Source organism: Ruoffia halotolerans (assembly GCF_014049385.1).
GTDB classification, from domain to species: domain Bacteria; phylum Bacillota; class Bacilli; order Lactobacillales; family Aerococcaceae; genus Ruoffia; species Ruoffia halotolerans.
Genome location: NZ_JACAOA010000008.1, coordinates 37,250 through 52,468 on the forward strand (window position 1 = coordinate 37,250; position 15,219 = coordinate 52,468).

The window sequence follows — 15,219 nt, forward strand, 5'->3', positions numbered from 1 at the left end:
GAGTGATGTCAAATGTCAACATTTTTAGATCATGCTAAAGTAGAAGTCAAAGCAGGCAAGGGTGGCGATGGAATGGTCGCTTTCCGTAGAGAGAAATACGTTCCAGATGGTGGACCAGCCGGCGGAGATGGAGGTCAAGGTGGAGATGTTATCTTCATCGTAGATGAAGGATTAAGAACCTTAATGGATTTCCGTTATAACCGTCATTTTAAAGCCAAAAATGGTGAAAATGGAATGAGTAAGAGTAAATACGGTGCTGGAGCAGAAGATTTAATTATTAAAGTTCCACCTGGAACGATTGTTCGTGAAGCTTCCACAGGTCAGTTCATGGCCGATTTAGTTGACAATGGTCAAAAATTCACTGTCGCTAAAGGAGGACGTGGGGGTCGAGGTAACATTCGTTTTGCAACGCATAAAAACCCCGCACCTTCTATTGCAGAAAATGGTGAACCCGGAGAAGAATTAGAATTAGAACTTGAACTAAAAGTTCTTGCAGATGTTGCCTTAATTGGGTACCCAAGTGTGGGTAAATCAACATTACTTTCATTAATTAGTAATGCAAAACCAAAGATAGCTGACTATCAATTTACAACGCTAGTTCCGAACTTAGGTGTTGTACAACTAGCAAACCAACAAGAGTTTGTTGTCGCCGATATGCCAGGTTTAATCGAAGGAGCTTCTGAAGGTGTTGGATTAGGAATTCAATTCTTACGCCACATTGAAAGAACAAAAATTATGTTACATGTCATTGATATGGGAGCAGTACATGGTCGTGATCCTTTTGTTGATTTCACTGACATTATGGATGAATTAGAAGCATACAACGAGAGATTATTACTGAGACCGATGTTGATTGTCGCTAACAAAATGGACGAAGCAATCTCTGAGGAAAATCTTGAAATTTTTCAAGAAAAATTAAATGCTTATTATAGCGAACGTGAATTAGAAGTTCCAGAAATTTTCCCGATTAGCTCATGGCAAAATAAAGGTGTAGATCAGCTAATCAAGAAAACAGCTTCACTTGTTCAAAACGAAGAATTTATTCCACTTGAAGAAGAAGTTGAAGTCGAAGAAGCTTATTATACTTTAGAGCAAGAAGAAGCGCCTTTCGAAGTCGAACAAGTCGAAGAAGGCTTCTACCGAATTACGGGTGCTCAAATCGAAAAATTATTTGCGATGACGAATATGGCACATGATGAAAGTATTGCTCGTTTCCAAAGACAAATGCGTGGTATGGGAATTGATCAAGCTCTTCGTGATATTGGAGCTCAGACAGGAGATATTGTTGAGTTATCAACATTCCAGTTTGAGTTTATGGATTAGGTGATAGCATGTCACAAGAAACTAAGTCCAAAAAAAGATTAGATATCTTTGATGGTCTTAAAGGGCTATCAATTATCACAATTATTGTGTATTATTTTTTCCAGCATATATTACCCGGTGGATTTTTAGCGGTAAATATGTTCTTGTTAATCGCTGGTTTTTTTAACTTTAGACACTTTGTAAGTGCTAGCCAAAAAGGAATTAAAATAAATTACTTAAACTTTTATAAAAAAAGATTAAGTCGATTGTTTTTCCCAATGTTAGCCATGATTATAACAGCAAGTTCTTTTATCTTGTTATTTTCAAGAGGGTCTTTATTTAACCTTAGAAATATGGCTTTATCAGGACTTGCTTTCTTTAACAACTATTATCAAATCTTGAATGAACAGTCTTATTTCGTTCAAGCTGCAAACCCCAGTGCCTTCACGCATTTATGGTATGTGGGAATTTTAGGGCAGCTAATATTACTTACACCCTTATTAATATTGCTATTTTATTCTTGGCATAAGAAACAAACAACAACGGTGAATATGTTACTCATCGTTACTGTTGTATCAGCATTTTTAATGGGTTATTTATATAAAGATGGTGAAGACCCTACACGTATTTATTATAGTGTATTTACACGGGCGTTCTCTTATACAACAGGTGGGGTTGTTGGTTTAATATTACCGATGAATCTTACTGCGAAGCCAATTAAAGGTAAAATTAATTGGATCTTTAATGGGATAGGGACGTTAATTATGGTCTTGATGTTCTTTATGTGTAAATTTATGTACGGAACGCAACCCTTTGCTTATCGCTTTGGGATGAGTTTATTCACACTTTTAAGTGCCTTATTTATTCTTGTTTCCATTCACCCAAGTACGATTTGGAATAAGATATTAAGTTTTCCACTGCTTACCTTTATTGGTAAACGTAGCTACTCTTACTATTTATGGTTTTATCCTGTTTATTTAATTATTCCTAATATGATGCAAAATTTAGGTTTACCATCATGGGCAAACTATACAATTCAGTTTTTAATTATCGCGATACTTGCTGAAATCAGTTACCGATTATTTGAGCAAGTGACTATTAGTTTACCACTTGGACAAGACTTTAATATTAAGAAAACACGTCACCAATTAAGATATTTAAGATCTCATAAAGGGACTCTTTTAAACGTTAAAGTGATTACAGGTGCATATATTGTGATTTTCGTCATTGGTACGATTGGAATTTTTGCTGCACCTGAAGAAAGAGCTCAAACGGCAGAAGAATTGCAAACGATTATTGAAACGAACTCCCAAATAGCCGAAGACACACAGACAGAAGATACTGAAAATGTGAAAGTAGTTAACAATATTAAAGGCCTTGGCCAACAAGAAATGCTTTATGCCAATGGACTAGATATTACCTTTGTAGGAGACTCTACTTTATTAGCAGCAACAAAACAAATTCAAAATGCCTTCCCTAAAGCGGTCATTAACGGTGAAGTCGGACGTCAATTGTATAATAGTGTGTCGGTTGTTAATAGTTTAGATCAAAGTGGGTTACTGAAACCAACGGTTGTTACGATGATGGGATCAAATGGAACCTTTACAGAAGGCCAAATTAATGACTATATTGAAGCAATTGGGCCAGAACATGACATTTTCTTTGTAACATCAGATACAAAGCGTTCATGGGTGTCTGACGCTAATCAACAATTATTAGCAGCAGCTCAGCGATTCGGTAATGTTCATATTATTGATTGGGCAAGTTACTCAAACGACCAAGTCGGCTGGCAAAGAGAAGACGGTGCGCATCCAACTGAAGAAGGAGCACACGAATTATCAGTCTTTATTGCTAAAGAAATATATCGTCAAAGATAAAAAATTAGTTAATTGAGGAGTGTTGGTGGGGAGATTAACTCACTAACACTCTTTTTATGTTTAATAAGATAAATGTAAAGAAATTCTCAAAAAATTGTAGTAAAATATAATGTATTAATGAAAGGTAGTGACTATGGAAATATTATTTTTAGGAACTGGCGCTGGCGTTCCATCAAAAAGTCGTAATGTAAGTTCTTTAGTGTTAAAACTATTGAATGAATTGAATGAAACTTGGCTGTTTGATTGTGGAGAAGGAACTCAACATCAAATATTAAAAACAACATTAAAACCGGGTAAGGTTAAAAATATATTTATTACTCATATGCATGGAGATCATATATTCGGCTTACCAGGATTTTTAAGTAGTCGTTCGTTCCAAGGCGGAGATAACCAACCTATTACCATCTACGGACCTCCAGGTATTGAACAATACATTAATGCTTCATTGAAATATTCAAAATCAAATTTACTTTATAAAGTAAATATAGTTGAACTAGATCCGAAGGGTGGAGAAATTCAGTTAAATAAGGGATGGAAAGTTAAATACTTACCTCTACAACATAATATTTTGTCATTTGGTTATAGAATTGAAGAACCGAAATCCGATGGTGTGTTATTGGTTGAAAAACTTAAAGAATACAATATTCCAAACGGACCGATATTTGGGAAGTTAAAAAATGGAAAAACAGTCACTTTAGAAGATGGTACTAAACTGGACGGTAAAGATTTTGTTGGTGAAGTCAAACCAGGCAAAGTGATTGCAATCATTGGAGATACGAGACCCAATGCAAACATCGAGAAATTAGCCGAAGATGCTGATGTTCTTGTTCATGAAGGAACACATGCAAAAGGCGAGAATAAAATTGCCAATCGTTATTTCCATTCTACGGTCGAACAAGCGGCTCAAGTTGCTAAAGCATCAAATGTTAAGCAATTATATTTAAATCACATTAGCTCTAGATATTTAGGGGCAGATGTGAAACAATTAGAAAAAGATGCACGTTCGATATTCAAACATACAAAAGTTGCTTATGATTTAAATGAATTTGAAATATAATTGAAAGGGAGAGATTATGTTTCTAAAAAACAAGGTTGTTTTATTGACGGGTGCTTCAAGTGGAATTGGTAAAGCGATTGCTTTTGAATTGGCTAAAAAAGGTGCAAATCTTGTATTAGTATCTCGAAGAGAAGAAGTACTCTCTGAATTGGCAGATACATTAAAACGAGAATACGATATACAAACACTTGTACTAGCAAAAGATTTGTCTGAGGTAAAGGAAATTGAAGAAACGGTGGAAGAAACAATCAATGTTTTTGGTCATATAGATTTTTTGATTAATTCAAGTGGTATGGGTATATTTAAAAAAGCAGTAGATTTCACGTCAAAAGAAATTGATCAACTCTTTAAAATTAATACTTATGCGATGATTTATTTGTCCCAATTAGTAGCTAGAGAGATGATTATAAAAAATACGCCAGGACATATTTTATTCATTTCTTCCATAGCCGGAAAAATTGCAACACCAAGCTCAAGTGTATATTCTGCATCAAAGTTTGCTGTGATAGGCTACGCGAATAGTTTAAGATTGGAGTTAAAGCGGTTTGGTATTGATGTGACCACAATTAATCCTGGACCAGTCAAGACGGATTTTTTTAATTTCGATTCAAAATCTCAAGAGTATTATGACCGAATTAAGGCATTTGCATTAGATCCGCAAAAATTAGCGAGAGATGTGACTAAGCATTTAAAACCATCACGTCGTAAAAGAGAATTAAATCGTCCCCGTTATTATCATATTATTGATATACTATATAAAGTGTTTCCTAATATTGGAGATAAATTAGCAGGAGAAATGTTAAATTTCAAGGAGGATATTTAGATGAAAGAACAATGGAAAGTTATAGCGATTATTATGTTACTTATCTTAGTAGTCGTTTTTGCATTACAAAATACAAATGTTGTTGGAATTGATTTCTTTTTCACTCAATTTGAAGTATCGCTTGTCTTAGTTGTATTATTCAGTATTTTGGTTGGTGTTATCATTGGAATGATTGCATCAATGTCTGCGATTCAATCAAACAGAAAGAAAAATAAAGAGTTAGAAAAGCAATTATCAAAAGAGAAACATAATCATTCAAACACTGCAATTGAAAAAGATGCAACAATTTCTGAGTTACGCAGTAAGATTGAAGAACAAGAGCGTGTTTCACGTAATACAATTTCTGTAAAATCATATGAAAAACCAGAGTTAAATGAAGAAGTAGTTACTGATACAACAGAGGAAGTGTAATATTCGTGAAGTTCAATATGGCACAGTTTGATTGGCAAATCAGACCAGAGTTTAATAGAGACGCTTCCGAAAGTATTTTAAACAATAATGAAACAACATTTAGTTCAACTTTTTTACGACTATGTTCAATTAGAGGTATCACAAGCACAGAAGAGTTAATCGAAAAAACAAATCAAAAACCTCAACTATATCATGACCCATTTTTATTATTTGAGATGGACAAAACAATTGACCGTATTCAAACAGCGATTGAAGAGTTTGAACCAATATTAATCTATGGAGATTATGATGCAGACGGTATTACCAGCACATTGATAATGTATGAGACATTAGAGACGATCGGAGCCAATGTCCATTATTATTTACCAAACCGCTTAACGGACGGTTATGGACCGAATAAAGCACGTTGGAGTGAGTTGGTTGACGAATATGATATTCGATTAATCATTACTGTTGATAATGGTGTGGCTGGTTTTGAAGCTGTGGATGCAATGAATGATATAGGTGTGGATTGTATTATTACTGATCACCACGAATTGCAAAGTGAATTACCGAATGCCTATTCAATTATTCATCCTAAACATCCTTCAGGTCAATATCCTTTCCCAGAATTAAGTGGGGCTGGGGTTGCTTTAAAAGTGGTTAGTACCTTATTGGGTGAAGTACCCACAGAAGCTGTTGAATTGGCAGCCATCGGTACGGTTGCAGATATGGTGTCGTTAACGGATGAAAACCGAACGATTGTATTAAGTGGATTGACTCTCATTAAAGACTCAATGCGCGTTGGTTTACAATTATTATTACAAAATGAAAAAGTTAATTTAGATAACTTAACAAGTGAGACAATTGGCTTTATTATCGGCCCACGTTTGAATGCGGTAGGTAGATTAGGTGATCCGACGCCGGGCTTAGAGTTATTGAAAACATTAGATATATCTGAAGCGGAATCGTTATTAGAAATAGTGAATGAAAAGAATCGTGAAAGAAAATCCATCACCGAAAACATTACTAGAGAAATTGAAAATCGAATGGGTCAATACGACTCAATTCCAAATATTATTATTGAAGCAGATAAGGATTGGCCTGCCGGAGTCTTAGGGATTGCTGCAAGTCGTTTAGTTAAAAAATATCAAAGACCAGCGATTGTCTTTCAATATATAGAAGAGAAAAAACAATATAAAGGAAGTTCAAGAAGTGTGTCTAAGATAAATATCTTTGAAGAACTCGTTAAACAAAATGAGTACCTAACTTACTTCGGTGGTCATAGTCAAGCAGCAGGATTAACGATTGATGAAGAGAATTGGGAAGACTTTAAACAAAGCATTCACAAAAGCTTTGAACACTACACTGAATTACTAAACGAACCTGAGCCAATTGTTATCGATATGCCGTTAAGTGTGAATGAAATGACGATTGATTTTATTAATGAAGTGAACTTATTAGGACCTTTCGGTATGGATAATCCAAAACCGCAGTTTATGGTTAAAGATGCTCATATTAACACAATTAGATTTATTGGAGCAGATAAAAACCATGTTAAACTTGCCCTAAGCCAAACGGATAGCAAAGTCGAATTACAAGCCATTGGCTTTGGCAAAGCAGAGCAAGCTGAAGGCTTAGAGAACGGCAGTGTGATATCTGTCGTTGGAGAGTTAGATATTAATGAATGGAATGGGAACTGTCTTCCGCAGTTAATGCTGAAAGATATGGGAGTTAATGGCTCTCAGTGGTTAGATTACCGCTCAAGCAAGATTCACAAAGATTTATTAATTATAGATAAAGCTTTATATTTATTCTCTCATCAGCCGATTGCAGATTATATGTCCAAGCAATTGAACGGTGCAGCTGTTGTATTATATGAGAATGCATCAGAAGTTAATTTAGCCCAATATAATAACCTCATCGTAATGGAGCCGCCAATCCAATTACAACAATTGAAAGAGATAGTGAATACACAAGCTTGGTCGAAAGTCTATCTAGGATCATTTGTTCAGGAATCGAAATATATGGCAGGTATCCCTTCTCGAGAAGAGTTCGTTGATTTGTATAAATATATCTTTGCCAAGCAAGAATTTATGTACAAAACAGAATTTGAAAATATAACAAAAGCATTAAATATACACCCAGTTAAATTAAAAGGGATGTTTTTGATGTTTTTAGAAGCAGAATTTGTTACAATTAAGAATGGTCGGTTAGAGTTTAATAAAGAAGCAACAAATAATAAAATTGATCTACCTCACTTAAAGACTTTTATTCAATATGAAAATGAATATAAGTCAGAGGCTTTATTAAATTATCAGCCGTTAGACGCTATTAAAGATTATTTTGAAGGGAATTAAATAACTAAATGAACTTAAATGATTATATTGCTTCAATCGAAGATTATCCACAGGAAGGCGTAACGTTTCGTGATATTACACCATTAATGGCAAATGGACCTGCTTTTGCGCAAGCGACACAAGAAATTGTGGACTATGCAAGAGAAGTAGGAGCTGAAGTAGCTGTTGGACCTGAAGCACGTGGCTTTATTGTCGGTTGTCCTGTAGCTTACGCAATGGAAATTGGCTTTGCACCAGTTCGTAAAAAAGGGAAATTACCTCGTGAAATTATTGAAGTCGAATACGAACTTGAATACGGTACTGATTTATTAACGATGCATAAAGATGCTATTACACCTGGTCAAAAAGTTATCATAATCGATGATTTATTAGCAACAGGTGGTACGGTTAAAGCAACAATCGACTTAGTTGAAAAACTAGGCGGAGAAGTTGTAGGAATTGCATTCTTAATTGAATTGAAAGAATTAAATGGTAGAGAAAAAATTGAAGGTTATAACTATAAAGCTTTAATGCAATTCTAATATCTACTCTTTATTTTAAAATTCAAAAAAATCCGAACTCTTATTATAGTGTTCGGATTTCGTTTTAATTAATATATTTAAAATTCACGGTATAAGCTAACAACTTTACCTAATATTTTGACTGAGTTTAAAATAATGTCATCCATAGCATCATTTTCGGGACGTAGAATATAGTGATCAGATTGTTTGTAAAAAGTCTTACACGTTGCTTCGTCTTCATCAGTCATAGCAACAACGATGTCTCCGTTATTGGCAGAAGGTTGGCGACGAACTGTAATTAAATCACCATTGAGAATACCGGCATTGATCATACTTTCACCGTCAATTTGGAGCATGAATAAATCATTGCTATCAAAATGTTCTAAATTAGGTGGAATTGGATAGTAATCAACAGCCTCTTCAATCGCTAAGATAGGCGCACCGGCAGCAACGCGACCAAGCAAGGGAATATTCTTTCTTGAAATACCCAATGTTTCAAGCGCAATTGGTGTAAGCTCTAACGCACGTGTTTTACTTGCGTCACGGACTAAGTAACCTTTGCCTTCTAACCGAGAAAGATGACCATGAACAGTGGATGTAGAAGCTAATCCAACTTCTGCTCCAATTTCTCTGACAGTCGGAGGGTATCCATTAGAGTCAATTGCTTTATATATACAATCAAGTATATTTAATTGTTTTGCTGATATTGATTTCATAATTTCAACTCTTTCGTTTTTATTGTTTTTAGTATAGCATTTATAATACCGCTTAGCAAACAAATGTTCGTAGTAAAGGAGTGATTACATGTTAAGTAAAGATAAGATCAAACGCATCAACGAACTGTCTAAAAAGAACAAAGCAGGGACAATCACTGAAGAAGAAGCGATTGAAAGAAAAAAACTGCACAATGAATATATTCAAAGTATGAGAAATAGTATTGGTGCTCAAATTGAGGGAATTAAAGTCGTTGATCCTGAAGGGGAGGACTTAACTCCAAATAAAGTGAAAGAGATACAAAAAGAACGTGGCTTACATAATAGAGACAACAAATAATTTTCTCTAGTCAACACAATGATTATTTAGTATTATTGTATTACATGATGTTTAGAAGAGAGGTGTAGTTAAATGGCAACTTGGATATGGTTAGTTATCGTATTTATTGCATTAATTATTGGTTTTGTCGCTGGTTTCTTCCTATCAAGAAAGTATATGATGGATTATTTTAAGGAAAATCCACCGATTGACGAGAGAATGATTTCTCAAATGATGGCTCAAATGGGTCAAAAACCATCTAAAAAGAAAGTTCAACAAATTATGAACTCAATGAAACAGCGTTAATATAGCGTATGTAAAATAAGTATAAAAAGGGTTGATGGCATTTATGTGTTATCAACCCTTTTATTCAATGAAAAAATATTTATAAATTCAGAATACTAAAAGAGTATTAATGAATAAATGTTTTTGTTGTTTTCATGCCAATTCTCTGGAAATCCCAACTTTTTTGAATGACATTAATAGAAATAGAATTTTGTTTTTTCTCCAAATATTTAATTTTGTCTAGAAAAGAATTATGTAAATAAGCATATTCACTTCGATTAACAAAACATTGCAATATGATAAAAACGTTATATACATCATTTCTGGAGTGAAGATACCATTTATAGAATTCGATTTTCATGAACAAATGATAGGCAATTCTTTGCTATTTGATTTAACAAGGATATAGGCAAGCAATAAAATAATGTGTTAATTTGTCCGAAATCAATAAAGTTTAGGATAACCCATATTGGGAATCATTATAATTTTTTACATAATGTTTTATAGCATTATCCTTTTTTATGTCTGGTTTTCTTTTTTATTAAATTACAAAGATTTGAAATTAACCAGTCTAGTTTTGAATTTCTATTTTTTATTTAACTACTTAATTGTAAATAGGCGTATTTTATATTAGGATAATTATCGGCAAAACGATGAGCATTATATATTTAATATGATCTTCTGCATGATCTAACGGTTTAATCAGAGCATGGGTTATTGCTGTATCATATATGTGAAGTTGTGTTATTTCATCGAAAGGAGCATTGTTTTTATAAATATTAGTTTCATTGTCCATAAAGAACTTACTGTAATCATTAATGATATTATAATAGTTATTAGTCAGTAAAAATCGTTTTGCTCTTTTATAATCAATAATTTTTAAATTCCTATTATGGACAATGATGAGTTGTTCATCCAATGTTTTAAATGGTTTAATAAAAAAACCTCCATTCCTAAGAATGAAAGTTTCCGCGTTGGATCCCGTATTGTAACCAACACTATCTCTTTCTCCATTCTATTTTTTTTTAGATTTTTTTCAATTTCATAGAAAATAAATACGTAACATCTGATATCAATTAATTATTTTTTGTAACCATTTCTAATTAATTATGCATGACAATTTTAAAAGTGTTATAATACTAAGACTGTTCTCAATAGATAAGGTGCAAAAGATTTGCTTCATTAAATAGGCTATGGTATGTTTTATCCTACTAATAGCGGTTGTATCAAGGCTTTTTTAGTTAAAAGTTAAGTTTTTGAGAAGAAAATGATAGCTTTATTTTGAGAGGCAAAGGATATGGCGTGTCTCTCTTTTTTATATTTTAGGATGGGGTGAATTGTATGGATATGTTTGGAAAACTGGGTTGGTTTTTTAAACAAGAAAGAAAAGCGTATATTTTTGGAATATCAATGTTAATTCTATTGAGTGTGATGACTGCGCTTGTGCCAATGATTATTGGTATTATTATAGATAATATGACTGCAGGTACAATTACAGGAAGTCAATTGGTTATATGGAGTGTCATTCTGGTTGTTATTGCTATAGTTCAATATGCGATGCGTTACGTATGGCGTACGAAGATTTTTGGAACATCAGCAAAACTGGAAAAGATACTTAGAGCAAGATTGTTCAATCATTTTACACAAATGGATTCGATATTCTTTCAAAAATATCGTACTGGAGATTTGATGGCGAGAACGACAAATGACTTGAACTCGATTCGTATGGTTGCTGGAGGAGGAATTTTAACCTTAGTTGACTCTTTATCTCAAGGATTACTGACATTATTCATGATGTTTTTCTTTGTAGATTGGCGATTAACACTAGTGTCGATCATACCTATACCTTTGTTAACGATTTTAATTCGTTTTGTTGGTCGTAAACTTCACTATCACTCACGAAAATCTCAAGCAGCTTTTTCTTCGATGAACGATAAAGTTCAAGAGAGTGTTACGGGTATGAAAGTAATTAAAACGTTTGGTGAGGAAGAGTTAGATATTGAAGACTTTAAGAAAATGACGACAAACGTAGTTGATCGAAATCAAAAAGTTTATTTATTTGATGCTGCGTTTAGACCTACAAGTCAACTAATTATGGGTGCAGCTACGATTTTAGGTGTATTCTTTGGTGGTTTTCTAGTTTCACAAGGAGAAATTACTATTGGTTTATTAGTTGCTTTCATTAGTTATGTGGCTCGTTTACAGTGGCCGATGATTGCGATCGGGCGTTTGTTTAATATTTTAGAACGTGGTTCAGCAAGTTATGACCGTATTTTAGAAATTTTAAATGAAAAAAGTACGATTATTGAAGAACCGGATGCATTGAGTCAATCCATCTCAGGTGATATTCATATTGACATAGATGAATTTGCTTATCCAGATAATGATGACAAGGCTTCCTTACGTGATATTGATATTCACATCAAACAAGGGAATACACTTGGAATCGTTGGTCGTACTGGATCTGGTAAGACGTCATTATTTAAGTTGTTGTTACGTGATTATGACCAATTTAAAGGAGATATTACCTTCAATGGAATTTCGATTAAAGATTATCAATTAGATAGTTTATTAGCGAACATCGGTTACGTTCCTCAAGATAATTTCTTATTCTCTACGACTGTTCGTGATAATATTCGTTTTGCGAATATGGATACTACTAATGAAGAAGTTGAAGAAATTGCCAAAGTGACAAGAGTTCATGAGGACATATTAGGCTTTAGTGAAGGCTATGATACATTAGTAGGTGAACGTGGAGTGGCTTTATCTGGAGGACAAAAACAACGTATTTCTATGGCGAGAGCGATGTTAATTAATCCAGAATTATTGATATTGGATGATTCACTTTCTGCCGTAGACGCTAAGACTGAAGAAGCCATTCTAAATTCAATTAAAGAAACACGTGAAGACAAATCAACAATAATTTCTGCCCATCGTCTAAGTAGTGTGATGCATGCGGATGAGATTGTTGTGCTTGATGAAGGTCAAATTGTTGAGCGTGGAACACACGAGGAATTAATTAACAATAACGGTTGGTACCAAGAAATGTACGAACACCAACAATTAGAATTAAGTTCTGAAATGGAAGAGGTGTAATAATGGCAAGTAAAGGTCAACATGAATCAGCTTGGGCAAGAAAAATGTCCATGAGAGAGCAATTTACCGTAACGAAACGAATTTTTGCTTTCGCAAAACCATATTGGAAGACATTTTTTGTTGCTATCTTATTTACATCAGTCACAGTAGCTGTTTCTGTTATTATGCCAAGAGTAATTCAAACATTTATTGATGATCATTTGACACATCTCGACGTTACTGTACAAATAGCGACAACTTTTGCTTTAACTTATGGTTTCTTACTTCTATTACAAGGGGTATCGAATTATTTATCGACGTATTTATTCAATATGGCTGCTGAAAAGACAGTTGAAAACGTCCGAGATAAAATATTTACTAAAATAAATACTCTAGGAATGCGATACTTTGACCAAACTCCAGGCGGATCGATAGTTTCTCGCGTAACAAACGATACAGAAACATTGAAAAACTTTTGGAATACATTCTATGCACTGTTTGAAGGGGTCGTAACGGTCATTTCAGTATTCGTTGGGATGTATTTAATGAATCCAAGTATGGCATTGTTATTCTTAATCTTTGTTCCAATTATGATTGGAATTATTTGGTATTATCAAAGTTATAGTTCACAAGTATATCGCTCAATGCGTGAGAATCTAAGTCGATTAAATACTAAAATTAATGAGTCTATTCTTGGGATGAATGTTATTCAACATTTCCGTCAAGAGAAACGAATTATTAATGAATTTGATGACCAAAATGAAAAACATTTTGATGCGCGCTATGAAATGGTAAAAATGAATGCACTTCTATTAATGAGTGTTATTAGTTTACTAGAAGGATTATCCTTAGCTTTAGTGATCTACTTCTTAGGTAGACAATACTTAAATGGTATATTAGAAGTAGGTGTGATTTATGCATTTGTTCAATATAGTTCACAATTCTTTAGACCAATGGGAATGATGATGGATAGTTTAAGTTTACTTCAAGATGGGGTAGTATCAAGTTCACGTATTCTGCGTGTATTGGATCATGAGGAATATGTGCCGGAGCAAATTGTTCATGAAGACGCTGAAATCAAAGATGCAAAAATTGAATTTAAAAACTTAACATTCTCTTATGATGGAAATCAAAATGTATTAAACAATATTAGTTTTACAGTTAATCCAGGAGAAACGGTTGCGATTGTCGGACATACCGGAAGTGGTAAGAGTTCAATTATTAATGTCTTAATGCGATTTTATGAGTTTCAATCAGGAGATGTTTTAATTGACGGGCATAGTATTCGTGAGTTTCCTTATGAAGAATTAAGAAAAGATATCGGGTTAGTTCTTCAAGATTCTTTCTTATTCTATGGTGATGTGAATCGAAATATTCGTTTGTTAGACCATTCAATATCAGATCGAATGATTCGGGAAGCGGCACACTTTGTAAATGCTAATTTGTTTATTGAAAAACATTCAGATGGCTATGAGCACCGAGTTATTGAACGAGGAGCTAGTTATTCAAGTGGTGAAAAACAATTAATTTCATTCGCTAGAACGATGGCACGAGATCCAAAGATTTTAATACTTGATGAAGCGACAGCTAACATTGATACGGAAACAGAAGAGTATATTCAAGCAAGTTTGGCGAAGATGCGTCAGAACCGAACAACCATTGCGATTGCTCACCGACTAAGTACGATTAGAGATGCCAATCAAATTATTGTTCTTGATAAAGGTAACATTATCGAACAAGGGAATCATGATGAATTGATTGAGAAAAAAGGGACATACTATCAAATGTATCGACTACAGACTAAAAACTAAAAAATTAAGACATCTAGCTGCCTTCAAATTAGAAGGAAAGTTAGATGTCTTTTTATTAGTCTTTTTTACTTGGGATATATTCGTAATCAGGATCCAATTGCTTGTCTAATTTATCGAAAGCCTCTGCAATCGCAAGATCAATTTGTTTCAGTTCTTCTCGAGTATATTTTTTAGAATCATCGAAAGAAATAGGTTCGCCAATGGCTACTTTTGCTTTCTTACGGAAGAAAAATTCTTTCGCATTCATTGGCGGTTGCAAAGCAATTGGAACAATATCCTTCTTACTCAGCCTTTGGATAAAGGCAGTTCCACCTTTTACTTCAGTGGAGTAGCGTGAGCCTGTAGGGAAAATTCCTAGATGTTTATTCTCTTCGTTCATGACCTCAACACCACGACGAAGTGACTTCGGTGATGGTTTTTCTCTTTTGACTGGGAAAACATTTAATTTCGGCAACAAATAGCGGAAGATTTTATTCTTAAATAAAGTATCTTTAGCCATGAAAGCAATTTCAGTTGGCTCAACAACCATAGCTAAGATAATAGGGTCTAACCAGTGACGGTGGGTTGATGCAATAATTGCGACATCTTTTGATAAATTTTCCTGGCCAACGACATAGGGTTTCCCATTAAAAATGTATACAATGTATTTGACTATAAATAATAAAAATGAATAGAGATTCATTACTAACGACCTTTCTATTAAAAAA

14 protein-coding genes are annotated in these 15,219 nt (G+C 33.8%); 11 read left to right on the top strand and 3 right to left on the bottom strand.

Annotation, left to right across the window (positions count from 1 at the left end; translation table 11 throughout):
* Positions 1 to 12: 12 nt before the first annotated feature.
* The 7 genes from obgE (at position 13) to HW423_RS04365 (ending at position 8,330) form a co-directional block, all read left to right on the top strand.
* Positions 13 to 1,323, top strand: coding sequence for a GTPase ObgE (obgE, locus tag HW423_RS04335; protein WP_218930717.1), 1,311 nt, complete (start codon positions 13 to 15; stop codon positions 1,321 to 1,323).
* A gap of 8 nt (positions 1,324 to 1,331) precedes the next feature.
* Positions 1,332 to 3,179, top strand: a complete 1,848-nt coding sequence (locus HW423_RS04340; protein WP_218930718.1) for an acyltransferase family protein — start codon at positions 1,332 to 1,334, stop codon at positions 3,177 to 3,179.
* A gap of 133 nt (positions 3,180 to 3,312) precedes the next feature.
* Positions 3,313 to 4,236, top strand: coding sequence for a ribonuclease Z (gene rnz / locus HW423_RS04345; protein WP_218930719.1), 924 nt, complete (start codon positions 3,313 to 3,315; stop codon positions 4,234 to 4,236).
* Between the two features lie 16 nt (positions 4,237 to 4,252).
* A complete protein-coding gene (locus HW423_RS04350) occupies positions 4,253 to 5,059 on the top strand; it encodes an SDR family NAD(P)-dependent oxidoreductase (protein ID WP_218930720.1) in 807 nt (268 codons plus the stop codon).
* Positions 5,060 to 5,470: a LapA family protein gene (locus HW423_RS04355; RefSeq protein ID WP_218930721.1), complete on the top strand. Its 411-nt coding sequence runs from the start codon at positions 5,060 to 5,062 to the stop codon at positions 5,468 to 5,470.
* 5 nt (positions 5,471 to 5,475) lie between these two features.
* Entirely contained in the window at positions 5,476 to 7,809 is a 2,334-nt protein-coding gene (gene recJ, locus HW423_RS04360; protein WP_218930722.1) for a single-stranded-DNA-specific exonuclease RecJ, read from the top strand.
* Positions 7,810 to 7,817: 8 nt separating this feature from the next.
* The gene (locus HW423_RS04365; protein ID WP_218930723.1) at positions 7,818 to 8,330 is read left to right on the top strand and encodes an adenine phosphoribosyltransferase; all 513 of its coding nucleotides are present in this window, start codon (positions 7,818 to 7,820) and stop codon (positions 8,328 to 8,330) included.
* A 77-nt stretch (positions 8,331 to 8,407) separates the two neighbouring features.
* Here HW423_RS04365 and lexA read toward each other — a convergent pair whose 3' ends face one another.
* On the bottom strand, positions 8,408 to 9,028 hold the full coding sequence (gene lexA / locus HW423_RS04370; protein WP_218930761.1) for a transcriptional repressor LexA: 621 nt from the start codon (positions 9,026 to 9,028) through the stop codon (positions 8,408 to 8,410).
* A gap of 85 nt (positions 9,029 to 9,113) precedes the next feature.
* Here lexA and HW423_RS04375 point away from each other — a divergent pair, with 85 nt between their 5' ends.
* Both HW423_RS04375 and HW423_RS04380 read left to right on the top strand, forming a co-directional pair.
* Entirely contained in the window at positions 9,114 to 9,362 is a 249-nt protein-coding gene (locus HW423_RS04375) for a DUF896 domain-containing protein (protein ID WP_218930724.1), read from the top strand.
* 72 nt (positions 9,363 to 9,434) lie between these two features.
* The gene (locus HW423_RS04380; protein WP_138403917.1) at positions 9,435 to 9,647 is read left to right on the top strand and encodes a YneF family protein; all 213 of its coding nucleotides are present in this window, start codon (positions 9,435 to 9,437) and stop codon (positions 9,645 to 9,647) included.
* 604 nt (positions 9,648 to 10,251) lie between these two features.
* Here the strand turns inward: HW423_RS04380 and HW423_RS11535 are convergent.
* Entirely contained in the window at positions 10,252 to 10,422 is a 171-nt protein-coding gene (locus HW423_RS11535) for a hypothetical protein (RefSeq protein ID WP_408014883.1), read from the bottom strand.
* A gap of 545 nt (positions 10,423 to 10,967) precedes the next feature.
* On the opposite strand from HW423_RS11535, the gene HW423_RS04390 reads away from it, so the two are divergent.
* Together HW423_RS04390 and HW423_RS04395 are read left to right on the top strand one after the other, a co-directional pair.
* On the top strand, positions 10,968 to 12,722 hold the full coding sequence (locus tag HW423_RS04390; protein WP_218930726.1) for an ABC transporter ATP-binding protein: 1,755 nt from the start codon (positions 10,968 to 10,970) through the stop codon (positions 12,720 to 12,722).
* Positions 12,723 to 12,724: 2 nt separating this feature from the next.
* Positions 12,725 to 14,512: an ABC transporter ATP-binding protein gene (locus tag HW423_RS04395; protein WP_218930727.1), complete on the top strand. Its 1,788-nt coding sequence runs from the start codon at positions 12,725 to 12,727 to the stop codon at positions 14,510 to 14,512.
* Positions 14,513 to 14,567: 55 nt separating this feature from the next.
* Here HW423_RS04395 and HW423_RS04400 read toward each other — a convergent pair whose 3' ends face one another.
* A complete protein-coding gene (locus HW423_RS04400; RefSeq protein WP_218930728.1) occupies positions 14,568 to 15,194 on the bottom strand; it encodes a lysophospholipid acyltransferase family protein in 627 nt (208 codons plus the stop codon).
* Between the last annotated feature and the right edge of the window lie 25 nt (positions 15,195 to 15,219).